The 25,375-nt window shown below is 67.1% G+C and carries 27 protein-coding genes; 22 read left to right on the top strand and 5 right to left on the bottom strand.

The annotated features are described in order from the left end of the window. Positions 1-3 precede the first annotated feature (3 nt). Both A3ES_RS0106145 and A3ES_RS0106140 read right to left on the bottom strand, forming a co-directional pair. Positions 4-924 carry an alkylmercury lyase family protein gene (locus tag A3ES_RS0106145; RefSeq protein WP_020385907.1) on the bottom strand — a complete coding sequence of 307 codons (921 nt, stop codon included), beginning with the start codon at positions 922-924 and terminating at the stop codon, positions 4-6. Continuing rightward, entirely contained in the window at positions 924-1,319 is a 396-nt protein-coding gene (locus A3ES_RS0106140; RefSeq protein ID WP_020385906.1) for a MerR family transcriptional regulator, read from the bottom strand. The genes A3ES_RS0106145 and A3ES_RS0106140 overlap by 1 nt, the downstream gene beginning before the upstream one ends. Before the next feature lie 80 nt (positions 1,320-1,399). On the opposite strand from A3ES_RS0106140, the gene A3ES_RS0106135 reads away from it, so the two are divergent. Together A3ES_RS0106135 and A3ES_RS0106130 are read left to right on the top strand one after the other, a co-directional pair. Continuing rightward, positions 1,400-3,052, top strand: a complete 1,653-nt coding sequence (locus A3ES_RS0106135; protein WP_157630362.1) for a response regulator transcription factor — start codon at positions 1,400-1,402, stop codon at positions 3,050-3,052. A gap of 70 nt (positions 3,053-3,122) precedes the next feature. Further along, positions 3,123-3,977 carry an alpha/beta fold hydrolase gene (locus tag A3ES_RS0106130; RefSeq protein ID WP_020385904.1) on the top strand — a complete coding sequence of 285 codons (855 nt, stop codon included), beginning with the start codon at positions 3,123-3,125 and terminating at the stop codon, positions 3,975-3,977. Positions 3,978-4,078: 101 nt separating this feature from the next. On the opposite strand, the gene A3ES_RS0106125 is transcribed toward A3ES_RS0106130, so the two are convergent. Continuing rightward, a complete protein-coding gene (locus A3ES_RS0106125; RefSeq protein ID WP_020385903.1) occupies positions 4,079-4,678 on the bottom strand; it encodes a dihydrofolate reductase family protein in 600 nt (199 codons plus the stop codon). A 1-nt stretch (position 4,679) separates the two neighbouring features. Further along, positions 4,680-5,486: a metalloregulator ArsR/SmtB family transcription factor gene (locus A3ES_RS0106120; RefSeq protein ID WP_020385902.1), complete on the bottom strand. Its 807-nt coding sequence runs from the start codon at positions 5,484-5,486 to the stop codon at positions 4,680-4,682. Between the two features lie 128 nt (positions 5,487-5,614). On the opposite strand from A3ES_RS0106120, the gene A3ES_RS0106115 reads away from it, so the two are divergent. From A3ES_RS0106115 to A3ES_RS0106100, 4 genes are all read left to right on the top strand, one after another. Then, complete coding sequence (locus A3ES_RS0106115; protein WP_020385901.1) at positions 5,615-6,310, top strand: FadR/GntR family transcriptional regulator; 696 nt, start codon at positions 5,615-5,617, stop codon at positions 6,308-6,310. Continuing rightward, positions 6,307-7,512 carry a CynX/NimT family MFS transporter gene (locus A3ES_RS0106110; protein ID WP_020385900.1) on the top strand — a complete coding sequence of 402 codons (1,206 nt, stop codon included), beginning with the start codon at positions 6,307-6,309 and terminating at the stop codon, positions 7,510-7,512. Before A3ES_RS0106115 ends, A3ES_RS0106110 begins: the two co-directional genes overlap by 4 nt. 114 nt (positions 7,513-7,626) lie before the next feature. Next, a complete protein-coding gene (locus A3ES_RS0106105; protein ID WP_020385899.1) occupies positions 7,627-8,925 on the top strand; it encodes a phosphoinositide-specific phospholipase C-related protein in 1,299 nt (432 codons plus the stop codon). A gap of 43 nt (positions 8,926-8,968) precedes the next feature. Continuing rightward, positions 8,969-9,322, top strand: coding sequence for a VOC family protein (locus A3ES_RS0106100; RefSeq protein ID WP_020385898.1), 354 nt, complete (start codon positions 8,969-8,971; stop codon positions 9,320-9,322). Here A3ES_RS0106100 and A3ES_RS0106095 read toward each other — a convergent pair whose 3' ends face one another. After that, entirely contained in the window at positions 9,323-10,447 is a 1,125-nt protein-coding gene (locus A3ES_RS0106095; protein WP_020385897.1) for a winged helix DNA-binding domain-containing protein, read from the bottom strand. It abuts the gene before it with no gap. Between the two features lie 209 nt (positions 10,448-10,656). On the opposite strand from A3ES_RS0106095, the gene A3ES_RS0106090 reads away from it, so the two are divergent. The 16 genes from A3ES_RS0106090 (at position 10,657) to A3ES_RS0106005 (ending at position 25,371) form a co-directional block, all read left to right on the top strand. Then, positions 10,657-11,538 (top strand): tyrosine-type recombinase/integrase, encoded by an 882-nt coding sequence (locus tag A3ES_RS0106090; protein ID WP_020385896.1) that lies wholly within the window; start codon positions 10,657-10,659, stop codon positions 11,536-11,538. Between the two features lie 527 nt (positions 11,539-12,065). Further along, on the top strand, positions 12,066-12,254 hold the full coding sequence (locus A3ES_RS0106085) for a hypothetical protein (protein WP_051084643.1): 189 nt from the start codon (positions 12,066-12,068) through the stop codon (positions 12,252-12,254). Next, positions 12,254-12,547, top strand: a complete 294-nt coding sequence (locus tag A3ES_RS0106080; protein WP_020385894.1) for a hypothetical protein — start codon at positions 12,254-12,256, stop codon at positions 12,545-12,547. The genes A3ES_RS0106085 and A3ES_RS0106080 overlap by 1 nt, the downstream gene beginning before the upstream one ends. Continuing rightward, positions 12,547-13,566 carry an AAA family ATPase gene (locus A3ES_RS51050; RefSeq protein WP_020385893.1) on the top strand — a complete coding sequence of 340 codons (1,020 nt, stop codon included), beginning with the start codon at positions 12,547-12,549 and terminating at the stop codon, positions 13,564-13,566. Before A3ES_RS0106080 ends, A3ES_RS51050 begins: the two co-directional genes overlap by 1 nt. A gap of 542 nt (positions 13,567-14,108) precedes the next feature. Next, on the top strand, positions 14,109-15,854 hold the full coding sequence (locus A3ES_RS46405; RefSeq protein ID WP_020385891.1) for an HNH endonuclease: 1,746 nt from the start codon (positions 14,109-14,111) through the stop codon (positions 15,852-15,854). A 36-nt stretch (positions 15,855-15,890) separates the two neighbouring features. Continuing rightward, complete coding sequence (locus A3ES_RS0106060; RefSeq protein WP_040454093.1) at positions 15,891-17,066, top strand: phage portal protein; 1,176 nt, start codon at positions 15,891-15,893, stop codon at positions 17,064-17,066. After that, the gene (locus tag A3ES_RS46400; RefSeq protein WP_020385889.1) at positions 17,063-17,626 is read left to right on the top strand and encodes an HK97 family phage prohead protease; all 564 of its coding nucleotides are present in this window, start codon (positions 17,063-17,065) and stop codon (positions 17,624-17,626) included. The genes A3ES_RS0106060 and A3ES_RS46400 overlap by 4 nt, the downstream gene beginning before the upstream one ends. Beyond that, on the top strand, positions 17,623-18,804 hold the full coding sequence (locus A3ES_RS0106050) for a phage major capsid protein (RefSeq protein ID WP_020385888.1): 1,182 nt from the start codon (positions 17,623-17,625) through the stop codon (positions 18,802-18,804). Before A3ES_RS46400 ends, A3ES_RS0106050 begins: the two co-directional genes overlap by 4 nt. A gap of 140 nt (positions 18,805-18,944) precedes the next feature. Beyond that, a complete protein-coding gene (locus A3ES_RS0106040) occupies positions 18,945-19,541 on the top strand; it encodes a hypothetical protein (protein ID WP_020385886.1) in 597 nt (198 codons plus the stop codon). Beyond that, a complete protein-coding gene (locus A3ES_RS0106035; protein WP_020385885.1) occupies positions 19,541-19,948 on the top strand; it encodes a hypothetical protein in 408 nt (135 codons plus the stop codon). Before A3ES_RS0106040 ends, A3ES_RS0106035 begins: the two co-directional genes overlap by 1 nt. A gap of 1 nt (position 19,949) precedes the next feature. Further along, complete coding sequence (locus A3ES_RS0106030; protein ID WP_020385884.1) at positions 19,950-20,288, top strand: hypothetical protein; 339 nt, start codon at positions 19,950-19,952, stop codon at positions 20,286-20,288. A gap of 10 nt (positions 20,289-20,298) precedes the next feature. Next, on the top strand, positions 20,299-20,700 hold the full coding sequence (locus A3ES_RS0106025; protein ID WP_020385883.1) for a hypothetical protein: 402 nt from the start codon (positions 20,299-20,301) through the stop codon (positions 20,698-20,700). After that, positions 20,697-21,098 carry a hypothetical protein gene (locus A3ES_RS0106020; RefSeq protein ID WP_020385882.1) on the top strand — a complete coding sequence of 134 codons (402 nt, stop codon included), beginning with the start codon at positions 20,697-20,699 and terminating at the stop codon, positions 21,096-21,098. Before A3ES_RS0106025 ends, A3ES_RS0106020 begins: the two co-directional genes overlap by 4 nt. Before the next feature lie 78 nt (positions 21,099-21,176). Then, positions 21,177-21,587 carry an HK97 gp10 family phage protein gene (locus tag A3ES_RS0106015; protein WP_020385881.1) on the top strand — a complete coding sequence of 137 codons (411 nt, stop codon included), beginning with the start codon at positions 21,177-21,179 and terminating at the stop codon, positions 21,585-21,587. Continuing rightward, positions 21,587-22,642: a phage tail tape measure protein gene (locus A3ES_RS0106010; RefSeq protein WP_020385880.1), complete on the top strand. Its 1,056-nt coding sequence runs from the start codon at positions 21,587-21,589 to the stop codon at positions 22,640-22,642. Before A3ES_RS0106015 ends, A3ES_RS0106010 begins: the two co-directional genes overlap by 1 nt. Then, positions 22,639-25,371, top strand: a complete 2,733-nt coding sequence (locus tag A3ES_RS0106005; protein WP_020385879.1) for a hypothetical protein — start codon at positions 22,639-22,641, stop codon at positions 25,369-25,371. Before A3ES_RS0106010 ends, A3ES_RS0106005 begins: the two co-directional genes overlap by 4 nt. Positions 25,372-25,375: the final 4 nt, after the last annotated feature.

Raw genomic sequence — 25,375 nt, 5'->3', positions numbered from 1 at the left:
GGGTTAGGGCGCTAGTAGGTGGCCGAAGAGGCGGGTGGCGAGGGATTCGGCTTCGGGGTGGTTGAGGATCTGGCCGGGGACTTGGGGGTGAGCGGTGCTCCAGGCTTCGGCGGCGGCCTGGTTGGTGAAGAAGTTGAGGTAGTTGCAGCAGCAGTCCGCAGAAGGGCCGCCGCCAGCCTCGGCGCCGATGAAGACCACTGCGCCGGCGGGCTCCCACGTTGTGAGGCCTCGCGTGTTGGTGACGGTGATCGGCTGGCCGGTGGTGAGGTCGACGAACTCGATCAGGGTGTCCTGGTTGAGCATTGGGGCGATGCCGAGGGCGTCGATGGCGCACATCGCGTAGACGTCCACCGAGCCGATCCGGACTTGGTGCCGGGTCGGTGTAGTGGAGAACGGATAGGCGACTGCGACCTGGCCGTCTTCGGTCAGGCGGATCGCGTCGGCCTCGTGCAACGCCTTCAGTACCTCGCCCGTACTGCGGCCGCCGTCGGCCGTGGCCGGGCCTAGATCGGCGGCCTCGGGTGGGTGGCCTGTGGTGGCGAAGGTACGCAGGATCGCTTGCTGGACAGACCTTTCGATCGGGTCCAGCGGCAGAGCGCGAGTTCTCCAGGCGCTCAGCACGTCGCCTGGTGCCGGCAGAGAGTTGATCGCATCGCGGAGTTGCTCGATCGAGGGAGCTGGGACGATTTGGCCATCCTCGTCGCGGTACAGCCGGCATGACAGCCCGCATTCGCAGTCGTCGGGAGGGAACGGGTCCACGCCATCGATCAGCAAGGTCGGAGAGCCTGCCATGCCGAAGGCGACGGCCGCGGAGTCGTTGAGTATGACTCGCGTGGTGATCGGTAGGTCGGTGGCCTCGGCGAGATGACGCAGCATCGGCGACAGGTTCGGGCAGTCCGGGATGTGGAGGACTTCCAGCCTCATCAGGCTGCCTCTGGGATTGCTTCGAGTAGGGCGCAGGTGCGGTCGGCGCGGGGGAGGTCGCAGGTGGCGACGAGGTTGGTGAGCGAGTCGTGCATCCGCTGGAGGTCCTGGATTCGTCGGGTGAGGTCGGCTAGGCGGTGTTCGGCCAGGGATCGGGCCGCGTCGCAGCTTGCTGGGCCGCCGGTGTCCAGGTGGAGTAGTTCCTCGACCTCGGTGAGGGTGAAGCCGAGTTGCTGGGCTCGTTTGATGAACCGGAGCAGGTCGACCGTCGTGGGTGGGTAGTCGCGGTAGCCGCCCGGCGTCCGGGGTGGCTCGGTGAGCAGGCCGCGCCGTTCGTAGTACCGCAGAGTTTCGGTGTTCACCCCGGCTTCGCCGGCCAGCTCGCTGGTTCGCATGCCTCCATCGTGAACCCTGGACCCAACTACAGAGTCAAGAAGCCGTGACTGCGCGGGCCTTGCGGTGACACTATGCAAGCGTGGGCGGGGTGGGCTCGGCATCGTCACCGACCGCGCGGGAGCTTGTCGCGGCGGGTGAGCTGTCGCTGTCCGAGGGAGCGTGGGATCGGGCCCGCGAACGATTCGAGGCCGCGCTGGCGCAGGAGATGTCACCCGAAGGTCTGGACGGGCTGGCTCGCGCTCTGTGGTGGTTGGGCCGTCCGGCGGAGGCCATTGACGCACGAGTCCGCGCGCACGCTTTGTTCCGCAGTACGGGTGACGTCGCGCGCGCAGTGCGCATCGCGTTGTGGCTGGTCCACGAGTATTCGGCTGTGCACGGCAACGAGCCCGCCGCCGACGGATGGCTCGCCCGGGCCGAGCACCTGCTGACTGATCGGGACTACGTGCCCGAGCGGGGGTATCTCGACCTGGCCAAGGCAGAGCGTTGTCTGGATCCCGCGGTCGCGGCTGGTCACGCCGAGGCCGCGCTGATGCTGGCCCGCCGGTTGGCTGACCCGGATCTCGAGTTGGCCGCACTCTCCCGGCTGGGGCTGGTCCAGATCACCCTGGGTCAGGTTGACGAAGGGCTGGGACACCTTGACCAGGCAATGGCTGCGGCGACAGGGGAGGACGCGGTCACCTTCGAGGCGGTGGCGCAGACCTGCTGCAGCCTGGTGCTGGCCTGCGATCTCGCCGGTGACGATGATCGCGTTCGCCAGTGGAGCAAGGTCATGGAGGGCTACGTCCACCGCCACAACGAACTCCCACTGCTGACCTTCTGCCCGACCTGTGAGGCCGACCTGCTGAGCTCGGGGGTTGAGACCGAGGCTGAGTTGGTACACGCCCTTGCCGAGCTGGCCAGCACCGGCCAGCGATCCCGCTGCGTCGATCCGGCGGTACGACTCTCCCAACTGCGGATGGCCCAGGGGCGGATAGAAGAGGCTGAGGAAGTACTGCTGGGATACGGCGGATCGCCGACGGCAGTTCGCGCCGATGCCGTGATTCGTCTTGCTCGCGGCGAAGCGGCCGCGGCCGTCGCATTGCTCGATCGGCAGTTGTCGCTCATCAGCCGATCCGGACTGCTCGCTGTACCACTGCTCGCGTTGCTGGCCGAGGCCAAGCTGGTGAACGGCGACAACGGAGGCGCCGGCGCAACGGCCGCTGAGTTGGAGAGCATTGCCGCGCAGACCGGCAACGCACGCGTCGCTGCTGTCGCCGCCGCGGCCGCCGGTCGCGTGGCGCTCGATGCGGAAGCCCCGGAGGCGATTGAACTCCTGGGGCGTGGCGCGGAGCTGTTCGGCCGGTTGCGGATGCCGTACGAGGAGGCGCGTACCAGGCTGGAGCTCGCAAAAGCGTTGCGGAGCAGGGAAGGCGTGCTTGCGGTCGTCGAGGCTCAATCGGCGCTCAAGGCATTCGAGCGGCTCGGAGCCCGCAACGAGTCCGATCGGGCCGCGGCCCTGCTGCGCGACCTCGGCGTCCGGGGTCGTACCGGTCCGAAGGATGTCGCTCTGCTGACCGTGCGGGAGCAGGAGGTGCTGACCCTGCTCGCGCAAGGGCTTACCAACCGCGAGATCGGCTCCCGGCTTTTCTTGAGCGCGAAGACCATCGAGCACCACGTTGGCGCGATCCTGCGCAAGCTCGGGGTAAAGACCCGAACAGAGGCAGCCACGGTCCGGGCCAGGGGCAACGAATAGGGGATTTCCCCGATCCTTCGAGGCCGCCGGGAGCGCAGTCTCCTCTCATCCACTGATGAAGGAGGCAGTCATGAGAGCAACATCCATCCCCGTCGGAGACATCCAGGTCGCGTGCTCCGTGGTCGGCGACGGCACCCCGCTGATCGTGGTCCACGGGGCGATCGGCCTCGGCGCGAGGTACATGCGTGACCTGGACCGATGGGCCGACACCTTCCAACTCGTGTACTACGACCAGCGCGGCAGCGGCGGTACTCCGCTGGGCGACGCGCGGAGAGTCTCCTTCGCCGGAGCGATCGACGACCTGGACGGACTCCGTGCCGGGCTGGGTCTCGATCGCGTCAACCTGGTCGGCCACTCCGCCGGCGCGATCCTCGCCGCCTTGTACGCCGGTACGCGTCCCGAGGCCACAGCGTCAGTCGTCCTACTCAACCCTGCTCCGCCGCTCATCCCCGAGTTGTTTCAAGCGTTCCAGCAGGAGATGGCCTCTCGCCGTACCGCCGCCGACAACGCGGAGAGGAAGACGATCGAGGAGTCGGCGCTGTTCCAGGCACGAGACCCGGAAACGCTGGAGCGCCACCAGCTCAACACCTTCGTCCCGTTCTTCCGTGATCGCGCCACGATCGAGAAGGTCGCCCTCGGGTTCACGGAGATCACCGCAGCCAACGTGCAAGCCGCCCCAGAACGCATGATGGGATCGCTGGCCGCACTCGATCCCATGCGCCGATTCGCCGACATCCAATGCCCCACGCTGCTCGTCCATTCAGAGCTGGACCCAGTACCCGTCGCATGGGCCCACGCGCTGGCCACCACCATTCCCGGCGCCGACTACATCCACCTCGAAGGCGCCGGCCACTTCGCCCACCTCGAAGACGCCGACCAACTGGCCAACGCCGTACTGCCCTGGCTGACCAAGCACACCGCATAGGGCCACCCGTACGACACCCACCGTCCGCCGCCGGCTTTGCGGTGCGAGACACGCCGAGGTTCACTTCGGTTGGTCGAGGGCGCAGGCCATCTGAGACAGAGTCAAGAGGTGCGGTCGTAGGTCATCGCCAGCTCGCCCATGGCGCCTGTCTCTTGGTGGGTGAGGGTCCAGTTCGACGAGGGAAGACCGTCCTCGAACAGGCGTTGGCCGCCGCCGGCGATCACGGGCAGGACCAGCAAGTACAGCCGGTCGAGGAGGCCTGCCGCGAGGAGGGCCTTGATGACGGTGGCGCTGTTGTTGATGAGGATGTCGCCGTGGCCGGTTGCCTTGAGTTCGGTGACCACGTCCGCGGCGGGAGCGTTCACGATGCGGGTGCGTTCCCAGGGTGCCTCGGTCAGAGTCGTCGAGAGGACCACCTTCTCCGTGTCGACCAGCCACTTGGCGTAGCCGCGGTCGCGGGGGTCGGCGTTCTCGTCGTCGGCTACGGATGGCCAGTACCCAAGGAATCCGTCCGCGTTGACGCGGCCGAGCAGGGCGGTCGTCGCGGTCGCCCACATCCGGCTCATGTGGTCTCGCGCGACGTCGGTGGTCACAAAGGGAACGAAGGCGGCGAAGTCTTCAGGCCCGCCGGGGCCGTTGTAGCGCCCGTCGAGAGTCAGGGCGATGTTCGCGGTCACCAAGCGGTCGGTCGAGGCGGTCATGTCATTTCCTTCCGGTGAATGAGCCGACGGCGTCGGCGAGGTTGTCCAGTACCGGGCCCCAGCCGGTTTCGATCCCGGCGATGTACGGGAGGGCCTCGATGGTCGATTCGGTGATGCGCAGGTCGAGCCGCAGCTGGGTGCCGGCCGGTGTCGCGGTGAACTTCAGGTCGTAGTGGCCGGTGAACGAGACCGCCCCCTCCGCGTCCAGCACCGAGAGGTCGAACACGAGGTGCTCGGGTTCCTTGGCGATATGGACCTGTCCCTCGGAGCGATACCGCCCTTCGGCATCGCGATATTCGAGTACTACGCGTCCGCCCGGCCGCGGCTCCAATGCGCACTCGGTGATAGACATCGACTGCGGAGCCCACCAAGACGCCAGCAGATCCGGCTCGCCCCAGTGCCGCCAGACGACGGCCGGTGACGCGGCCAGCACACGCTCGAACGAGAAGGTCCGCCCATCCGCCCACCGCGCCCGGTCCGCGAGCGCGGATTCGGTGTCGATGGAAGTCCGGTACTGCGCGATGACGTCCCGCTCGCCCTGATGCGCCTCGGTGACATCGGCCAGGTCCCGCAGCCGCCCGGCCAAGGTCGCCAGCGGAGCCGACTCGACCGCGTAGACGCGACGTTGCCCGAGCGGGAAGACGACGACGAGCCCAGCGCGGGCGAGGGTCTGGAGGTGCTTGGTGGTCTGCGGCTGCCGCAACCCGGTCAACTCGGCCAGCTCGCCGACCGACCGGGGCCGCTCGGTGAGGAGTTCCACGATGCGCCACCGCGCCGGGTCTCCCAGTGCTGCTGCGATCCGATCCATGAGTCAAAGTATTCACACACAAGAATATTCTTGTCAATGAATACCTCAAGCGAAGTTGCTTGTTTGACACGTACCCCAGTGATGACGAAGGATCGGAGCCAGATGTCCTACATTTGGAGGTTTCCCCGATGGAAGGCCTGGAAGCACCGCAGCGGACGGCGTCCTTGTCGGCTCAGCTGGTCGACAGCTTGCGGGCTCACATCGCGGCCGGGCGCTGGCCGGTCGGGAGCCGGATTCCGCCGGAGCACACGCTCGTCCAAGAGCTGCAGGTCAGCCGGAACACCCTGCGCGAGGCGCTCCGGGCCCTCGTCCATCTGGGACTGCTGGAAGCACGGGCCGGCGACGGCACGTACGTCCGCGCGTCCAACGAACTGGAGTCGGTACTGGTCCGGCGCGCGACAGCTGCTCGCGGCGAGGACGTCTTCGAGCTGCGCGCAATCCTCGAGGAGTACGCGGCAGGCCTGGCCGCAGTACGCCGTACGTCGGAGGATCTGGCCGAGCTGCGTCGGCTGCTGGACTGTGCCGACGAGGTCAGCAGCACTGAGGACATGGAAGCGATCGCGGCAGTGGATGGCGACTTCCACCGCACGCTGGTCCGTGCCGGGGGCAACGAACTCCTGACCGATGTCTACGGGTACCTCGGCAGCGCGCTCACCTCTGCGCTCGGCGCGCTGCCCTGGAACGCCGAGGACCAAGCCGAACACGCTCGGCTGCATCGACAACTCGTGGATGCCGTCGAGGCCGGAGACGAGACGGACGCGCGGTACCTTGCCGCCTCGGTGGTCGAGGTATCGCGCCGCGCTGCGGGCGAGGCGGACACGTGAGTTCCCAGGAACTCACAGAGACCAAACAGAACGGCCGAGCCGTCACCCTCGGACTCCTGGTCGCGATCGTGCTGGTGGCCGCGAACCTGCGAGCCACACTGACCGGGGTGGGCGTCCTCCTGCCCGCCATCGAGCAGGGGACCGGCTTGGGCTCCGGCGGGGCCGGACTGCTCAGCACCCTTCCCCTGCTCACCTTCGCTGCGACGTCCCCGCTGGTCGGACGGATGTCACACCGTCTGGGCGACGCCCGCCTGCTCGTCCTCTCGTTGGCCGTCCTCGCCGCGGGCACCCTGCTGAGATCCCTTCCCTCCTTGGCCTGCCTGTTCGCGGGAACGGTTGTGCTGTCGGCGGCCATCGCGTGTGGAAACGTCCTGCTGCCAGCCGTCGTACGCCGATCCGTGCCCACCCACCGGATCGGAACCGTCAGCGCCCTGTACGTGACCGTCATGGGCCTCGTCGCTGCCATCTCCTCCGGCGTCTCCGTTCCGCTCGCCGACGTCCTGCCCGGAGCCTGGCGTACGTCGCTCGGCTGGAGCCTGCTCCTGGCGATCCCCGCACTGCTGGTCTGGATACCCCGCATGCGCAACGGCTCCGGCCGTCCCGCGCCCACCGCACGCAGAAGCGCGATGCCCTGGCGTTCCCTGCTGGCCTGGCAGGTCACCTTCTTCATGGGGCTTCAGTCGCTCTGCTTCTACGCCGTCATCGCCTGGCTGCCGAGCATCCTCGCCCACGAGGGCACCTCAGCATCCAGTGCCGGATGGATGCTGTTCTTCTACCAAGTGGTCGCCCTGCTGGCCAGCAGTGTCGTTCCCTTGCTCTCGCGAGGGCGTGAGGACCAGCGGTGGATGGCCGCGGCCGCGTCGGCGCTGATCGCCGCGGGCTTCGTCGTACTCCTGACGGCGCCGGCGATGTCGCTCCTCTCTTGCACGCTGCTTGGCCTCGGCGGTGGCACCTGCATCGTGCTGGCGATGACGTTCCAGAGCCGGCGCGCCGCAAGCCCGGCGCAGGCTCCCGCGCTCGCGGGCATGGCCCAGGCCATCGGGTACCTCGTGGCTGCCGCCGGCCCTTTGCTTCTGGGCGTCCTGTACGACCACACCGGTGGCTGGAGCCTTCCGCTCCTCGTGCTGATCGGCCTGGCCCTGGCCATGGCGGCCGCGGGCTTCGGTGCCGGACGCGACCTCCAACTCGCTGACGACTCGTAATTCAACTCGCGGAGATTTTGACGCGGTGCGTTCTCTTCGGCACTCTGTGTGCGGGACGCCCCGGGATCCGCACCGCCCAGCCGGATCGGGGTGCGACGCCGGAGGTACCTGCTCATGATCCGACTCCTAACTGCCACGGCTTTAGCCCTGGTCGTCTCAGCCGGTACGGCGTACGCCCAGCCGGCCGCCGATCCGCCAGCTGGGGCGGTGATCATCGTCAGCGTGCCGAACGGCCGGGTCGCCGATCTCGACGGCGGCGGAGTCAGCGATGGCCGCGAGATCCAGGAGTGGACCGCGAACGGCTCGGTCGCCCAGCAATGGCAGGTGCAGCGCGATGGCGACCACCACAAGATCAAGCTCGCCTCCAACCAGGCATGGTGCCTGTCCCGCGACCAGGCCAAGGTCGTACTCCGCAGCTGCACGAATCCCTTGTCCGGTTGGGATTTCGAGGACCTCGGCGGCCGCTACCGGATCAAGGATCCATCCGGCGGTGGTTATCTGCATGTCGTCACCACCAGCCCCTCGACCGGCCGCGAGCTGATCACGAGTCCGGACTCGGGTGCCGGCTCCGAGTGGTACCTCAACGGTCTCGAAGTGCCGCGCCGGCCACTGCCCGCGGACCCGCGTCTCGATCAGGTCAGCTTCCTCACCGCGCACAACGCGATGGCCAACACCGACGAGGGCTTCTGGGGTCGCTTCCCCAACCAGTCGTACCGGCTGCGGGATCAGCTGACCCAGGGCGTGCGCGGTCTGCAGCTCGACGCCCACTCGTACAACGGTGACGTCCGGATGTGCCACGGCAGTTGCTGGGGCAACGAGCGCACTCTGACCGCGGGCCTGCAGGACGTGGTCAACTTCCTCAACGCCAATCGCGATGCCGTCGTCACCTTGTTCATCGAGGACTACACCAGCGTCGAGGAACTCCGCACATCCGTTGCCCGGGTCAACGGATTCGCCGATCGCGTCTTCAACCCCGGCCAGGCCGCGGTCCGGCAGAACGGCTGGCCCCGCCTCTCCGAACTGGTCGCCCAGAACCGCCGTCTGCTGGTCTTCTCCCAGCGCTCCGGCCGCGACTCGTACGGCGTGATGTTCGACCGGGACTGGACCGCGGAGAACTACTGGACCCTCGGTTCCGGTGGCGGCGACATCCACTGCTACAGCCGGTGGGACGAAGTACCGCTGGCCAAGGAAGAGCCAGGCTTTCGCCGCCTGTACGTGATGAACCACTACCGCGACGTCCCGTCGGAAGGCTCGGCCGCCGCGGACAACGGCAGCAAACTGGCCGACCGGGTACGCCGGGTCTGTGGTCCCGTCGCGGGACGCAAGCCTAACTATGTGGCGCTGGACTTCTACCAGAAGCCCGAGGGCGGCGCGGTCCGTTCCCTCCTCGCCGACCTCAACACCTATTGGTAAACCCGGACGAGGATCGTCCGGGACCGTGGATATCGTGCCTGGTATGGCCATTGGGAGATATCCAAGCGTTGTCCTCGACTGTCCCGATCCCGGCGCGCTGGCGTCGTTCTACGGCGCGGTCCTGGATTGGAAGGTGGAGAGCTCGGACGGCTGGGCCGAGATCCGGACCGAGAATGCCTGCATCTGCTTTCAGCAGGTCGAGGGTTACCGCCGACCCGAGTGGCCGGGCCAGGAGGTGCCGCAGCAGTTCCACATCGACATCATGGTCGAGGACCTCGACGCCGGTGAGGCAGCGGTCCTCCAGCTCGGCGCGACCAAGCCCGATCACCAGCCCGGTACTACGTTCCGGGTGTTCCTCGACCCGGCAGGACACCCGTTCTGCCTGTGTGTGGACTGATCAGAGCAGCCGGGTTTCGGCAGCGGGGAGATCGGACCACCAGTTGTTGTAGCGGGAGTAGACCGTTGGCTCACGGTCCGCCAAGAACGTGGTGAGAATCGAGGCCTCGACGCTGAGGGCTTTCCAGGTCTTCGCAGGCAGCGGACGAAAGGCTGCGGCCTCGATGCCGTCGGCAGTCGAGCGCCACAGGCCGGCGACCTGCCCATCGACCAGGAGGGTGGGCAGGACGTCGCCGTTGATCCGGGTGACAACAGACTTGTACTCCGCCGGAACGATGCGCGACCGGTCGGCATAGGCGAGCAGAGCGCTGTCCCACATCGCCATCAACCGCGGCGGAGCAGGCGTGTCCGCGGCCGGCCGAGGCGCACCCGGTACGTCGTACAGCGTTGACCCGTCCGGCCCTTCCAGCACCACCAGCTTCTCCCCGAGCGCCGAGATCGCGGCCTTGGCGTGCGCTCGCTGGATCTTCGCGAACTGCGCCACATCGGCCAGCGACGCCGGCCCGAACCCCTCGAGATACCGCCAGACCAGCGTCTCCCGCGCCGTAGCGGCCAACTCATCGGAGTACTGCGCCGGATGTGGTGAGGCCGCGACGAAGTGCGGCCGTTGACCGAAGGACCACGGCCCGCCGGTCGGGGAGTGACAGACCGGCGCGAAGGCGCGGAGGATCCACCAGACGTCCTTGCCAGCCACGCCGTGGTACGAGGTGAACCACTCCTCCACCTCTGCGCTGCTGCGCGGCTCGGCGACGAACTCCAGCAGCTCCGGCAGGTAGGCGTGGGCTTGTGGACGGGTGAGACCACGGTCGGTTAGGTACTTCTCCGGGAGCGACGGCTGCATAGCGACGTGGAAGGGCAAGTGGTCGTCGCGATGGACGGCGTGCAGCGTGAACCGCATCAGCGTCGCCTTCACCAGTTGCCGCTCAGCGAAGGCCGAGTCGAGCTCGGCGGGGTCGAAATCGACCAGCCGGTTCCACAGCGCGACGTACGGCGACGCCGCGTGCTGCGCCTGGATGGCGACGATTCGCCGGGTGGCCTCGGTCGCGCTGAGCTGTTCCCGGGCGAGCAGCAGCTGCCGGGCGAGCGTCGCCCGGTTGAGCTCTTCGGCACTGACCTTGATAGCCACAGAACGATCCTGTCAGACCGGAGGGACATTTCGGTCAGTCGAGCCGGACGAGAGCTAACGTAGGCCAGGTGCGAGTAGCTACCTGCTATCTGCACTCTCATATCAGAGCGGGAACCAGTGTTTCCGCAGGTCAGACACTACTTCTCGGTGCACTACTCGGGTACGGTAGCACTGCATAACGCTCCGAGTACAGATATCGAGGGGAAAACATGGGCGTGTCCGGCCTGGTGGATTCGTGGGAGATCGCGCTCAGGGCCGAGCGGAAGAGCAAGAACACCATCGCGTCGTACCTGCTCGGTACACGCCTGTACCTGCGGTGGTGCGAGACCAACGGACTACCGGACGAGATCGACAAGCGCGCCATGCAGAGCTGGGTGGGGTCGCTGCTCGCCGCCGGCGCCGAGGCGTCCACGGCCCGCGCCCGACAGTTGGCGGTCCGGCGGTTCAGCGCGTGGCTGGCCGACGAGCAGGAGATCCCGGTCGACCCGCTGATCGGGGTCAAGCCACCCAAGGTGGACGACAAAGTGGTCCAGCCGCTCACCGAGGCCGAGCTCACCGCGTTGCTAAAGACCTGCGACCGCAAGACGTTCACCGGCATCCGGGACGAGGCGATCATCCGGTTCATGAACGAGGCGATCGTCCGCGCCGGCGAGGTGGTCGGGCTGAACGTCGACGACGTCAACGTCAAGGCCGGCAGCGCGCTGATCCGCGGCAAGGGCGGACGGGAGCGCACTGTTGCCTTCGGCGCCAAGACGGCCGCGGCACTGGATCGCTACCTGCGGCGCCGACGTACCCACAAGCACGCCGCCAGTCCGAGGCTGTGGCTCGGGCAGCAGGGCGAGGGGTTCGGGTACCGCGCCCTGCACAAGACACTCGGCATCCGTGCGGCGAAGGCGGGCGTGACCGGGTTCCACCCGCACAGGACCAGGCACACGGCGGCCACGAGGTGGCTGGCCAAGGGTGGATCCGAGGGTGGGCTGATGGCGATCGCGGGGTGGAAGCAGCGCAGCATGATGGACCGCTACGTCGCCGCGACGGCATCCGCCCGGGCCGCCGAGGAATCACGGCGGCTGGGACTTGGGGACCTGTGAGTTACACACTTGTGGTTATCGAGAGCATGTTCGAGCGCTGTGCGTCTTTATAACGATTAGGTCACGGGCGAATGGGTCTGGAAACCGGTTGCTGTCAGGTTATCCGAACCGGTCGGACACGGAACGTTACGGACACGCCTAGTAGTGCCCCTTCTTGCGTTCTAGGTATCGAGGGGCATCTACCACAAGAGCGCTGTGCGGTCGATAGCACTATTTGACCTCGGGTCTCGGAACAGTCACGATCGCTTCCAAGGCCGTACGAATGGCCTTACACAGAACGCGAAACGGGCCACCCATAGTTCCTTGGAGTCCTACCTCCAAGGAGGGTCGCCCGTCGCGCTACCACCCGTCTCAAGGGAGTAGTTGTGACCACGAATGCCCAGGGATCAGTCCCCCAACCAAACCCGGCCACTGACGCCACTGTCGCACAGCGCTTGACAAGCGCACAAGGTGAAGGCCGTCACAAGGGCCGCACCGACGCTGAGATCAGCCTCCAGGCTAGCGCCCTCGCCCATCTCGGCTGGGGCATGACCGAGGACCGCACCGCCCGGACTGCGCCCGGGCGGGCCAAGTTCGAGCAGCGGTTCGTGGACGCAGCCGACGGAGATCCGGTTCGGGCCGAGTCCTTGCGGAAGGCATACTTCGCAAACCTCGCCCGCCAGTCCGTCGCCGCCCGCCGGCGCAACCGTGAGGCCCGCGAGAACGGCGCGGCCTGATGGGCGGCCGGGATCTCGACTACGAGATCGACCGGTTCGCTATCCGCACCATCCAGCAGTGCATCACCGAGGCCATGTCACTCTACTGGGTCAAGCGCGCCGAGGTCCTTGAGGCGGCGCGGTCCAAGCCCGGAGACTTCATCGGTCGCGCCACAGTCGAGGAGATCGCCGTACGCGATGCCGGGCTGACGCTCGCCGCGACGAACTGCCGCAACCATGCCCGGCTGCTTGCCGAAGGCACCGTAAGCCCGTGGATCGCCCCGGACGCGGAGCATGCGTTCGAGGTGGCCTGATGGGCGCGCCTCCCGGTGAGCCCTACTTCGCCGACGAGCCACCCGAGGACGAGTTCGAGGACAACGTCACGACTTTGTCGTACGCGGCGATCTACCGAAACGCCCTGGTGGACTCCGTAGGACTCGACACCATCCCCGAGCCCATACCGCTGATCACCGCAACCCTGTTCACCGACTCGACCGCGTGGATCGTGGGCAAGCCCGGACATGGCAAGTCGTTCGTTGCCCTCGACATCGCAGGCTGCGTCGGCACGGGGGAGGCATGGCAGGACCGGGGTGTCACACAAGGGCTGGTGCTGTACGTCGCGGCCGAGGGCGTCAGTGGGATGAAACGCCGCGTACGGGCATGGGAGCAGAGCTACGGCCGCAAGATGACCGGAGTCATCTGGCTTCCGATGGCCGTACAAGCAGGCAAGCCGGCCGAGTGGCGGGGCCTGCGAGAACTGGCCGCGGATCTCAAGCCCGCAATGATCGTGCTCGACACACAGGCCCGCGTCACGGTCGGCATGGAAGAGAACGCAGCCAAGGACATGGGCGAGTTCATCGACGCCCTGGAGAAGCTGCGGCAGGCCACAGCTGCGTGTGTGCTGACCGTTCACCACCAAGGGCGTAGCGGCGACCACATGCGCGGCTCGACGGCCATGGACGGCGCCGCGACGACCGTTATCCGCGTCGAGAAGGACGAGGATGTCATCACGGTCAAGAACCCCAAGCAGAAGGACGTGGACGAGTTCGAGGACATCGAACTGAAGCTGACGCCCTGCGGGCCCAGCGCGGTCCTCACCCTGACGGACGGCAAGACCGCGGGCAGTGCCACCGCGGCCACCAAGACGGCCCAGCGGTGGTACGAGACGTTCCAGACGGACAAGGTCACAGCGACCAAGCTGATCGATGCCGAGCTGACCACCAAGGCCACCTTCTACCGCCACGTTCGCATCCTGATCGACCAGGGCGCCGTGATGAAGGAAGAGGCTGGCCGAGCCACCTACTACAGCCTGACCAGGGTCCCAGTCTCATGAGACTCAGGATCAGTGCCAGGGTCACTCACCCATACAGAAAGAGTATGGGTGTGAGACGTGAGACACGTCTCATGAGACCCATTGAGAGTCTCATGAGACTCCTCCTTCACTCACCCGAAAGGGGCCTGTCGTGAGCCACCACGACCGCACCGAATTCACCGCCGCACGAGACGCCGGACTAACCAAGCGGCACGCCACCCGAGTAGCCGGCACAAGCCAGTGCCACTACTGCGGGGACTCAGGCAACCGCTGTACCGGAGAGACGCTCGACCCATTGGCCGAAGTGAAGCTCTGCGCCAAGCACAGGGGGCTAGCGATTTCGGAATCCTGTTCCCGTTTCGCTACCCATCCCGAGACGGTTGTCTGGGGCACACCCATTGCTTGAGTACGCCGTCTACGTCAAGTCCCGCATCATCGCCAAGGGAGCAACGTCATGATCAAGAAGATCCTCACCACCACGCGGGAGTTGATCGAGGGTGCAGCCGTGGCGCTGGGCCTACTCGGTGGCTGGTGCTACCTCATCGAATACCTGACCCGCTGACGTGAGCCAAGGCTGGCAGGGCGGGAGCACCCGGCAGTGGCGCAAGCTGCGAGCCGTGGTGCTCCTGCGCGACCAGTACAAATGCCAGCTGCAGATCCCGGACGTATGCACAGGCACCGCCACCCACGTGCACCACATCCACGGCACGACCAACGGCATCATCGTTCCACCAGACCAACTGCAGGCAGCGTGCCGCGACTGCAATCTGCACTTGGGGGATCCGCAGAAAGTTCACAGCCTGGGGGCCAGGACACCCCTTGTACCTGTCTTTTCTCTCTCCCCGGACCTGGTGGTCCGTCCCGAGCTCTCCTGGGATCCGGACCGTCTGACCCATGAGTGGCTGGCGCCGTACCTCGATGTACCCGACGACGCGGCGGTTCCGCTGGCGATGTCTCCGGTACCGGAGGACGCGGTCGGCTCGTACGGCGCGGACGCGATCGACTGGATCGAGAACGTCGAGCGCAAGACCCTGCGCTGGTGGCAGCGGTTGGCGATCGTCCGCCAGCTGGAGCACCGCGAGGACGGCTCCCTGTGCCACCGGCTGGTGGTGGAGTCGGCACCGCGGCGTGCTGGGAAGTCCGTGCGGGTGCGTGGGGTGGCTCTGTGGCGGATGGCGCATACGGATCTGTTCGGCGAGGTGCAGACGGTCATCCACACCGGCAGCGACGTCGCGATCTGCCGGGAGATCCAGCGCGGGGCGTGGCGGTGGGCTGAGGAGGTCGCCGGCTGGCACGTGTCCCGTGCGAACGGCAAGGAGGCACTAGAGACCCCGGACGGCGATCGGTGGCTCGTACGGGCGCAGCTCGCCGTCTACGGGTACGACGTGTGCCTGGGGATCGCGGACGAGTGCTGGAACGTGAAGGCCGACACGATCTCGGAGGGCCTGGAGCCCGCGACCTTGGAGCGATCGTCTCCGCAGATCCACCTGACCAGTACGGCGCACCGGCGCGCTACGTCGCTGATGAAGGGCCAGTTGCAGGCGGCGCTGACGATGGAGGCGTCGGAGGCGCTGTTGCTGCTGTGGGCGGCGCCGGCGGGTGCCGACCCTGGTGATCCCGAGGTGTGGCGCGCTGCTAGCCCGCACTGGAGCGAGGACCGCCGCCGGATGATCGCGGACAAGTACGCGAAGGCCCTTGCAGGGGAGGCGGATCCGCAAGCTGACGACCCGGACCCGATGGAGGGCTTCAATGCCCAGTACCTGAACATGTGGCGGCTGACCGAGGCGAAGGTCGACCGCGGCGATCCGGTCATCTCGGCCGACGAGTGGGCCGATCTCACCGCCGAGCGACCCGAGGGGCCGCCAGTCGCTGCTGCGGTGGAGTCCTGGTTCGGCGACGGGGTCTCGGTGGCGTTCGCATGGAACGCCGCCGGTCGGGCCGTGATCTCGGTCGAGGACCTGCCGGACCTGGCCGAGGTGCCTGCCGCGTTGAAGCGGGTGGGGTTCACCCGTACGGCGACGGTGGGCGCATCCCTGCTGGAGGACCCGGCGCTGAAGGGTGTGCGGGCGCGTAAGGGGCAGGGGCGTGCAGGCGCGGCCGTGCAGGAGCTTCAGCGGCTGGCGGCGGAGGACGCGTTCCGCCATGACGGCGGGGAGCACCTCACGGGCCAGGTGCTGGCGGTGCGCACGATGCCCGGACCGGACGGTCCACGGGTGGTGTCCAAGGGCGCGGCTGATGCGGTCAAGGCTGCGGTGTGGGCGGCCACGGACTGCCGCCAGCGCCAACGGGCGGCGCTGGTCGTGTTGTAAACCCTCAAGTCGTAAATGAGGGTTACACTCGAAGTCGTGAGGTGGCCCTGGTCCCGTCCGGTGGAGGAGCGGTCGTCGTGGTCGATCAGTGACCCGGCGATGGCCGCCTTCTTCAGCGTCGGCCCGCAGAACCTGGCCGGCGTACCTGTGAACGAGACCACCGCGCTCGGCCTGTCGGCTGTCTGGCGCTCGGTGTCGCTGATCTCGGGCACCATTGCCTCGGTCCCGTTGAAGACCCTGCGCGACAAGGCCGGGCTCCGGGAGCAGGTGCCGTCATTCCTGGATAACCCCGGCGGCCCGGATGGCCCTACCGCGTTCGAGTGGGTGGAAACCGTGCTCGCTCACTTGGTCATCCACGGCAACGCCTACCTGGCACACGTCTGGAACCAGGCCGGCGCGCTGGTCGGCCTGGTGCCGCTGCACCCGCTCGGCGTCGCCCCGGAGTGGGAGAAGGTCGACGGTAAGCCGACCGGCCGGAAAGTCTTCAAGGCCACCCTGGATGACGGGGTCCGGACGTTCACGCAGGCCGAGATGACGCAGATCATGGCCCTGTCGCTGGACGGGCTGAAGGGTCTCTCGCCGATCACGGTCGCCCGCCACAGTCTCGGTACCGCGATCGCCGGCGACCGGGCCGCGGCCCGGATGTTCGGCAACGGCGCGATGGTCTCCGGTCTGGTGACGCCCGAGGAGGACGTCACCGAGGATGAGGCGAAGACGATCAAGGAGGGCCTGAAGGCCAAGGTCTCCGGAGTTGACAACGCCGGTGACATCGCCGTCGTCAACCGCAAGCTGAAGTTCACCCAGTGGTCCACCAGCAACGCGGATGCCCAGTTCCTGGAGTCCCGGCAGTTCTCCATCGAGGAGGTCGCCCGCTGGTACGGGATCCCTCCGTTCGAGCTGATGCAGACGGAGAAACAGACCTCCTGGGGTACCGGGATCGACTCGCAGCAGCGGGGCCTGGCCCGCACCGTGCTCTCCCCCTGGGGTCAGCGCTTCGAGCAGCGGCTATCCCGCCTGCTGCCCAAGAACCAGTTCGCCGAGTTCGACTTCGCCGGCCTGGAGCGCGCCAACCCCGAGGACGAGATCCGCCTCCTGCTGGAGCAGGTCGCGGGTGGGCTGCTGACGGTGAACGAGGCCCGGGCGATCCGCAACCTGCCTCCACTGCCTGAGGCCGCCCCTGAGCCGACGGAGACCCCGGAGGTAGCCGCGTGACCACCCTGACCCGTTACTCGGTCCTGTGCCGTTCCAGCATCGAGGGAGACACGCTGCACGGTCACGCGGCTGTGTTCAACCAGGTCGCCAAGGTTCCCGGCGGATACGAGCAGCTGAGCACCCGTGCGTTCGACCAGGTGCTGAAGAACCCCGACTCCGACCCGGTTGCCCTCATCAACCATGACCCACACCAGTTGCTCGGCCGCCAGTCGTCCGGGACCTTGCGGGTCCGCTCCGATGACGAGGGCCTTGCGTTCGAGGTTGACCTACCGGACACGTCGTACGCGAACGACCTGCGGAAGCTTGTTGCCCGCGGTGACATGACCGGCGCCTCGTTCGGGTTCATCCCCGGCGACGACGGCACCTGGACTCGCACTGCTGACGGTTCGCAGTTGCACACCATCAACACCATCACCCACTTGCGGGATGTGTCCCCTGTGACCTTCCCGGCCTACGCAGGCGCCGGTGTGGCGCTGCGCTCGTACGACCTCGGCCAGCCGTCCGGCCGGTCGCAGCTGATCCGCGCACGTGCGCGAGCCCTCGGAAGGGGTGCACGATGAAGACCATCGAGGAACTGCTCGCCGCGTTGCAGGCGATCCTTGACGAAGCCGGAACCGAAACGCTCAGCGATGACCAGGTGGAGCGGTACGAGAAGCTCGAGGTGGAGCTCGCCGCCATGCGCAAGGACGTGGAGATCCGCTCCCGGCAGACCGCGTACACCACCCCGGTTAGTGGCGCTCTCGGCGTCCACGTCGCCACCCCGAAGGAGGACGACACCCTGGAGCGGGCGTTCAACCACTACATGCGCACCGGCCAGCAGAACGCCGACATCGTCGAGCTACGGGCGCAGTCCGTGGGTACGGACGCGGCCGGCGGTTTCCTGGTCCCGGACGTCCTGCGGGACAAGATGGTCGAGCGGCTGAAGGCGTTCGGTGGCCTGGCCTCGGCGGTCGAGGAGATCACCACCAGCGGCGGGGAGACGCTGCGGTGGCCGACCCTGGACGACACCGCCAACTCCGGTGTGATCGCGGCTGAGGGCACCGCCCCGGCCTCCGGGGGCGCGGACCTGGTGTTCGGCGAGAAGACCCTGGGCGCGTTCAAGTACGTCGCCCCGGGCGCGACCAACCTCCCTCTGCGGGTCTCGGTGGAGCTGCTGCAGGACGCGGCGTTCGACATCGAGGGCCTGGTCACCCGCAAGCTCGGCGAGCGGATCGCCCGCAAGCAGGCGGTCGACTGGGTGACCGGCGCCGGCACGACCCTGCCGTTCGGTATCACCACCGGCACCTCCGGTACGGCGTTCACGTCGGTCGGCATCACCTACGCCGAACTGGTGGCCGCGGTGCACGAGGTCGACCCGGACTACCGGATGGGCGCCCGGTGGGCATTCAACGACGCGACCCTCGCGAAGATCGAGAGCATCGTCGACACCACCGGCCGCCCGATCCTGAACGACGCCAACGACGGCATCGCCACCGGCCCGAACAACAAGACCCTGCTCGGCTACCCGGTCGTCATCGATCAGGCGTTCGCCACCTACACCGACGGCGGCACCAACAAGTGGGGCGTGTTCGGCGATCTCAACGCCGGCTACGTCATCCGGCGCGTCAAGGACCTGACCCTGATCGTGAACCCGTACTCGCGGGCGAACGAGGGCCAGGTCGAGTACGTGCTGTGGGCTCGCGCCGACGGCACGGTCCAGGACCCGAACGCGTACCGCGTCCTCATCAACGCGGTGTAGCGGTGGCGGCGAAGAAGGAACCCACGATCCAGGATCTCGTCGACAAGCGTCGTGAGCTCATCGCCCAACTGGCCGAGGTCGACGCGCAGATCCGCGCCCGGCACGGCGAGAACCACAAGTAGCGAGAGGAGGCGGCAGAGATGCCCTGGGCACCCGATTACGTCAGCACGCCGGAGCTGAAGGGCTATCTCCGTATCAGCGACACCGCTGATGACACGGAGATCGCGTACGCCATCTCTGCCGCCTCCCGCGCCGTCGACCGGGCCACGAACCGGCAGTTCGGCCTGGTCGTCGCTGCGCAGGCCCGTAAGTACACGGCGCGGTGGGACAGGGACCGCGCCCGGTACGTCGTGGACATCGACGACCTGATGACCGTGACCGGCCTGGTGGTCACCGGTGAAAACGGTGCTATCGACGTGTTCGCCAAGGAGCCGGGCAACGCGGACCTGAACGGTGTGCCGTGGACGCGGCTGGTGGTCGACCCCACCTCGACGACGCTGCCCACCTTGAAGGAGGACGGCGTCACTGTCACAGCCCAGTTCGGCTGGACCACGGTCCCTGTCGCGGTGAAACAGGCGGCCCTGCTTCAGGCGGCTCGGTTCTTCACGCGGCGACAGGCTCCGTTCGGTGTCGCCGGCTCTCCCGAGCTGGGCTCGGAGCTGCGGCTGTTGGCCAAGGTCGACCCTGACGTAGCCGTGGTGCTCGGTCCGTACACCCGCTGGTGGAGCGCGGCCTGATGGACCTGGGTGCAGTGATGCAGGCCGTAGCGGACCGCATCGACACGATCGCGGACCTGCGGGTGTACGCCTACCCGCCGGGCACGGTCGCGCCTCCCGCCGCGGTCGTCACCTACCCCGGCACGCTCACCTACGACGCGACGTACGGCCGGGGCATGGACCGCATCCCTGACCTGACCGTGGTGCTGCTCGTCGGCAAGGTCAGCGACCGGGCATCCCGGGACCTGATCACCAAATGGGTCAAGGGATCCGGGGCCACCTCGATCAAGACCGTGGTCGAGTCCGGCACATACACGGCGTTCGACACGGTGCGTGTCACCGAGGTCACGTTCGACATCATCGCGGTCGGCGCGGTCGAGCACCTCGCCGCCACCTTCACGCTCGATATCGCAGGACAAGGAGCCTGACATGGCTGCGCTCACCGCCACTACACCCACGAACGCGGGCGTCGCGACTCCCGGTGCGGGCGTCGCTGCATCCGACACGATTGCCCGGTCCGTGATGGGGCCGAAGGGCTGCTATCTGGAGATCCTGAACGGCAACGCAGCCGTCGACAACATGACGATCTCCGACGCGAGTACAACGCCGACCGGAGCGGCCGCAGCGGCGAACGCGCCATCGGTCACCAACGGCACCAACAAGGTCTTCCACATCAAGCCGGATCAGGCGGCCCCCGCGACCGGCCTGGTCACTGTCACCCACTCGGTCACCACGACCGTCACCTACAAGCTCTACCCGGTCGGATAAGGAGACCCCGATGGCCTTCGTGCATGGGAAGAACACGTTCATCAGCTTGAACGCGGTGGACCTGTCGGCGTTCACCGACGCGTCTGAGCTGACCCGCAACTCTGACATCCACGACGTGACGACGTACGGCAAGCAGTCGCACGTCAAGGTGGGTGGTCTGCTCGACGGGAAGGGGTCGATGAGTGGCACCTACGACAACGCGGTCGGCGGGCCCCGCGGAACCATCGAGCCTCTGATCGGCACCAACGTGACGCTGATCCGGCGGCCGGAGGGCACCGGTACTGGCCGGCCGCAGGACTCGGTAAACGTGGTTGTCGGCGAGTACGTCGAGACCAACCCGGTCGCCGACATGGTCAAGTGGAGTGTCGCGCTGGAGCTGTCCGACGAAGTCACCTCGACGAGCCAGCCGTGAGCGAGGACCTGAAGGCGCGGCTGCTGAAGCCTCGCCTGCCCGAGGGCACCGTCGCGCTGGAGTTCGGCACCGTCCGTGTACGTGGCCTGTCCCGCGGCGAGGTGTTCATGGTCCAGCAGTTGAAGGGGACCGAGCTGCAGGAACGCAGAACCCTTTCTCTGGGCATGCTCGACCCGGCGATGACCGAGGCCGAGGTGGGGCAGTGGCAGCGCAGCTCCCCGGCGGGTGAGATCGAGCCCGTCAGCGAGAAGATCCGCGACCTTTCCGGTGTCGGTGCGAGGTCCGAGAAGCAGGCGATGGCGACGTTTCGAGACGGACCCGACGACGGAGTTCGAGTTCCTGCTGGCGACGAAGCTGTCGATGACGGTGGGTCAGCTCCGGGAGCAGATGAGCAATGACGAGTTCGTGCAGTGGGGCGTCTACTACGCACGGATAGCGCAGCAGGAAGAGCTTGAGCGACTGAAGGGTGGAGGGGCATGACGGACGCGATCAAGATCGACGGCCTGGCCGAGTTCACCCGGAACCTGAAGAAGCTCGACAGCGACCTGCCGAAGGCGCTCCGGATGGCGTTCAACGCCGCCGCCGAGGTCGTGGTGACCGATGCCCGGCAAGGCATCCCGACCAAGTCCGGCAAGGCCAAGGCGTCGGTGAATGCCCGGTCGACGGCGTCCGCGTCCCGTGTCGTCGGCGGATCCAAGCGCGTCCCGTACTACCCGTGGCTCGACTTCGGTGGCCGGGTCGGCAAGGGCCGCTCGGTCAGCCGGCCGTTCATCAAGCACGGCCGCTACATCTACAACGCCTACTTCGACAACCAGGCCCGGTACGCCGAGCTCGTGGAGCAGGCGCTGCTGGATGTGGCCCGCCAAGCAGGGATCGAGGTCGACTGATGGCCGGCAAACCACAGGTCACGCTCACCTTCGCGGGTGACTCGACCAAGCTCGAATCTGCATTCGACAAGGTCGGATCGTCGGCCCGCAAGATGGACACCGACGTCGGCGCGGCATCGAAGTCTGTCGGTGAGTCGGCATCGTCGTTCGACACCGTCGGGGAAGCAGCCGACGGAGCGGAAGGCAAAGCCCAGGGTTTCTCCGACACCCTGACCGGCACCAAGGACGTGATGGGCGGCGTAGGCGAGATCGCCAGAGGCAACCTGTTCGAGGGGTTCGTGATGGCCGGGCAGGGTGCCGCTGATCTGGCGGGCGGTATGGCGTCGTTCATGATTCCGGCGCTGAAGAACGGCGTGACGTGGATCAAGTCCACGACCATCGCACAGCGGGCGATGAACGTCGCCATGCGCGCCAACCCGATCGGGCTGGTGATCACAGCACTGGTCCTGCTGGGGACCGGGCTCGTGCTGGCCTACAAGAAAAGCGAGACCTTCCGCAGAATCGTGAACGGTTCTTTCGGTGCGGTGCGGGATGTTGCCGTGGGCATCTTCAACTGGATCCGGGGCAACTGGCAGGCGCTGTTCGCGGTCCTGACCGCGCCGTTCTCCCTGATGGTGAAGCCGATCTGGAAACACCGCGACTCGATCCTGGGCGCGATCAAGGCGGTGCCGGGAGCCATCGCCGGATTCATGCGCGGGGTCGCCGGCACGATCACCGCGCCGTTCCGTGCCGCCTTCGATGGCGTGCGGAACGCCTGGAACAGCACGGTCGGCGGCAAGGGCTTCAGCGTGCCGTCGTGGGTGCCGAACATCGGCGGCAAGGGCTTCACGATCCCCTACTTCCACAGCGGCGGCATCGTGCCTGGCGGCATGGGTTCCGAGACGCTGGCGATGGTCAAGGCCGGTGAGCGGATCACCGGCGGCCGCAACAGCGGTGGCGCTGTGACTCTCGTGCTGAAGCCTGACGGCACCGCGGCCGGGCGCGTACTCCTTGAGCTTCTCCGCAAGTCGATCCAGGCTGAGGGCGGCAACGCACAGGTGGTGTTGGGCCAGTGAGCAACGAACTGGTCGAGATGCTTGTCGACGGCACATGGACCGAGGTCACTACCGACGTCCGCACGGCCAGCGAAATCACGATCATCCGTGGAAAGGGTGAGCTGGCCGCACAGGCTGGCCCGTCGTCTTGCTCGCTGACGCTGAACAACCGTGACGGCAAGTTCTCCCCGCGCAACCCGGTCGGCACGTACTTCGGGAAGATCGGCCGCAACACCCAGATCCGGGTAGCCAAGAAAGTCGACGCTGCCTTCGATGCCTACAGCAACACCTCGGGGACAGGCGACCTGTCCTGGACGCACACCCCGGTCGGTACGCCCACCGGGGTAGCGGTCTGGATCTGGCAGTACAACACCACCACGAACCAGATCGCGTCGGTCACCTACGGCGGGGTCCCGATGACGCTGAAGACGAACGGGCTGTTCACGCTGCAAGCCGTGAACGCGGTCGGCTACATGTACTGGCTCAACCGCAACATCCCGACCGGCCCGCAGACCATCGTGGTCGACACCACCGCAGTCATCGGCCGGCAGGCGTCCGCGGTCAGCTTCACCGGCGGCTCCAACTGCGAACTCGACAACAACCAGTTCGCCTACAGCGGCGCCACGCCGTCCGCGAACCCCGGCATGGGCCTGACCGTGTTCAAGCGCGCCGTGCTGGTCGGGTCCCTGCTCAGCGACCTGGACGACGGCTCGACCATCGCCGTCACCGGAGGCTTCACCCAGCTCGGCGAGCACGACATCGGCACCGAGACAGTCAACGTGATGCGCGCCGGCATCCAGACCCCCGCGAGCTACGGGATCAACTGGACCGCGGCCTCCGCCGGCTGGGGAATCATGGCCGCCGCGGTCCGGGCCGTGTCGTACCGGTTCCTGGGTGAGATCCCCGAGCTACCGCCACGGTGGGACCTGTCCCACAAAGAGGCATGGGTGCCGATCACAGCAGCCGGGATCCTGCGGCGTCTCCAGCAGGGCAACGAGCCAGCAAACATCGGCCTGCGCGAGTACATCCTGTCCAAGCCGCAGTCCCTGACGTCCTATTGGCCGCTGTCCGGTGCCGAGGGCACCAAGTTCTCGATCAACCTCGGCAAGACGTGGGAGGGCAGTACCCGGTTCTTCCCCGAGTTCACCCCGTCGTTCACCTACGGCAAGGACCTGGGGGCGCCGTGGCTCGGGTCGGCGCTGGAGATCAACGCGACCGGCAACGTCTCGAACATGCGCGGCGACGTCGGCACCGGCGAACAGTCCGGGGTCGCGCTCGACTTCGTCTGGCAGAGCACGGCGATGGGTGTCCTGACGGCGCAGGTTGCCGACTACAACGACAACCGGTGGGCCGTCGTCCTCAACACCTCCACCGATGACGGGACCGCACAGGTCAGCTTCACCGACCCGTCCGTGGGGCCGATCGGCTTCTCAGCCACTGGCGTCCTGGCCGCGTTGCAGGACCAGGAGGTCCACTACTGCCGGTTGCAGATGATCGTGGTCGGCGCCGACACCAACTTTGAGCTGTTCATCGACGGCATCTCGGTCGATACCGGGACCATGGCCGGCTACAAGTGGCTCGGCACCGGCACCTGCCGCTTCTACTACTCGCGGTACGTGAACCAGACCTACGTCAACCTGGCGCACGTCATCGTCTGGTCCGAGGCGAGCCCGGCGAACATCCCGTCCGCTGCTGACGTTTCCGCCGCGGTGCAGGGGTACGCCGGCGAGACCGCAGGTGAGCGGATGGAGCGGGTTGCCGGGCTCGCAGACATCGACCTGACGATCGTGGGCGCCGTCGCCGACACCTCCGGCATGGGTGTGCAGTTCGCCGAGCCGACCCTGGCCCAGATCCGCGACGCCGAGGCCACCGACCTCGGCGTGCTCACCGAAGCCAGAGACGCGCTGGAGCTGCTCTACCGCTCACGTGCGTCGCAGTACAACCAGACCCCGAAGCTGACAGTCGACTACTCGGCCGGGCAGGTGGCGCCACCGTTCGAACCGGTCGACGACGACGCGAACACCCGCAACGACGTCACCGCCTCCCGCCGCAACGGCGACGCCTTCAGGGTCACCAAGACCAGCGGCGCGCTGTCGATCCTGAACCCCCCGAACGGCGTCGGCCCCTACCCGGACGAGATCCAAGTCAACTGCGAGAGCGACGCGCAGCTGCCGACCTACGCGGCCTGGTTGCTGAACCTGGGCACCCTCGACAAACTCCGGTTCCCCACGCTGACCGTGAACCTGGCGGCACCCGCCGCGGCTGCGCTCGCCACGGCCGTACTCGCCACTGACGTCGGCGACCTGATCCGGATCACGAACCTGGATGCCATCGGCATCTACGACGACCTCGACGTGCTGGTGGTCGGCTACTCCGAGACGATCGGCCCGGTCGTGCACGAGATCACCTTCGGCCTGGTCCCCGCCGACCTGTACGCACCCGCCGTGTACGCCACCAGCGAAACCGTCGGCACGGGCCGCTACGACACCTACAGCAGCGCGCTGGTGTCCGGGGTGACGAGCTCGGCGACCTCGCTGTCGGTGTCGTCGCAGCGCACCGTGTGGACCACCACCGCGGCGTCGTTGCCGTTCGACATCATGATCGGCGGCGAGCGGATCACGGTCACCGCCATCACTGGCGCGACGTCGCCGCAGACCTTCACCGTGACCCGCGCAGTGAACGGAGTCGCCAAATCCCACCTGGCGTTAGCCGACGTCAGCCTGTACCCGACACCCCGATACGCACTGTGAAAGG

The organism is Kribbella catacumbae DSM 19601 (assembly GCF_000372465.1).
In the GTDB taxonomy this organism is placed as follows: Bacteria; Actinomycetota; Actinomycetes; order Propionibacteriales; family Kribbellaceae; genus Kribbella; species Kribbella catacumbae.
This window is presented reverse-complemented; position numbering and strand designations above follow the sequence as displayed.

Bases quoted from the DNA above. Each gene is read 5' to 3' on its own strand.
- A3ES_RS0106145 (WP_020385907.1), bottom strand. From the start codon at position 924: ATGAGGCTGGAAGTCCTCCACATCCCGGACTGCCCGAACCTGTCGCCG.
- A3ES_RS0106140 (WP_020385906.1), bottom strand. From the start codon at position 1,319: ATGCGAACCAGCGAGCTGGCCGGCGAAGCCGGGGTGAACACCGAAACT.
- A3ES_RS0106130 (WP_020385904.1), top strand. From the start codon at position 3,123: ATGAGAGCAACATCCATCCCCGTCGGAGACATCCAGGTCGCGTGCTCC.
- A3ES_RS0106125 (WP_020385903.1), bottom strand. From the start codon at position 4,678: ATGACCGCCTCGACCGACCGCTTGGTGACCGCGAACATCGCCCTGACT.
- A3ES_RS0106120 (WP_020385902.1), bottom strand. From the start codon at position 5,486: ATGGATCGGATCGCAGCAGCACTGGGAGACCCGGCGCGGTGGCGCATC.
- A3ES_RS0106115 (WP_020385901.1), top strand. From the start codon at position 5,615: ATGGAAGGCCTGGAAGCACCGCAGCGGACGGCGTCCTTGTCGGCTCAG.
- A3ES_RS0106105 (WP_020385899.1), top strand. From the start codon at position 7,627: ATGATCCGACTCCTAACTGCCACGGCTTTAGCCCTGGTCGTCTCAGCC.
- A3ES_RS0106100 (WP_020385898.1), top strand. From the start codon at position 8,969: ATGGCCATTGGGAGATATCCAAGCGTTGTCCTCGACTGTCCCGATCCC.
- A3ES_RS0106090 (WP_020385896.1), top strand. From the start codon at position 10,657: ATGGGCGTGTCCGGCCTGGTGGATTCGTGGGAGATCGCGCTCAGGGCC.
- A3ES_RS0106085 (WP_051084643.1), top strand. From the start codon at position 12,066: ATGACCGAGGACCGCACCGCCCGGACTGCGCCCGGGCGGGCCAAGTTC.
- A3ES_RS0106080 (WP_020385894.1), top strand. From the start codon at position 12,254: ATGGGCGGCCGGGATCTCGACTACGAGATCGACCGGTTCGCTATCCGC.
- A3ES_RS51050 (WP_020385893.1), top strand. From the start codon at position 12,547: ATGGGCGCGCCTCCCGGTGAGCCCTACTTCGCCGACGAGCCACCCGAG.
- A3ES_RS0106050 (WP_020385888.1), top strand. From the start codon at position 17,623: ATGAAGACCATCGAGGAACTGCTCGCCGCGTTGCAGGCGATCCTTGAC.
- A3ES_RS0106040 (WP_020385886.1), top strand. From the start codon at position 18,945: ATGCCCTGGGCACCCGATTACGTCAGCACGCCGGAGCTGAAGGGCTAT.
- A3ES_RS0106035 (WP_020385885.1), top strand. From the start codon at position 19,541: ATGGACCTGGGTGCAGTGATGCAGGCCGTAGCGGACCGCATCGACACG.
- A3ES_RS0106030 (WP_020385884.1), top strand. From the start codon at position 19,950: ATGGCTGCGCTCACCGCCACTACACCCACGAACGCGGGCGTCGCGACT.
- A3ES_RS0106025 (WP_020385883.1), top strand. From the start codon at position 20,299: ATGGCCTTCGTGCATGGGAAGAACACGTTCATCAGCTTGAACGCGGTG.
- A3ES_RS0106015 (WP_020385881.1), top strand. From the start codon at position 21,177: ATGACGGACGCGATCAAGATCGACGGCCTGGCCGAGTTCACCCGGAAC.
- A3ES_RS0106010 (WP_020385880.1), top strand. From the start codon at position 21,587: ATGGCCGGCAAACCACAGGTCACGCTCACCTTCGCGGGTGACTCGACC.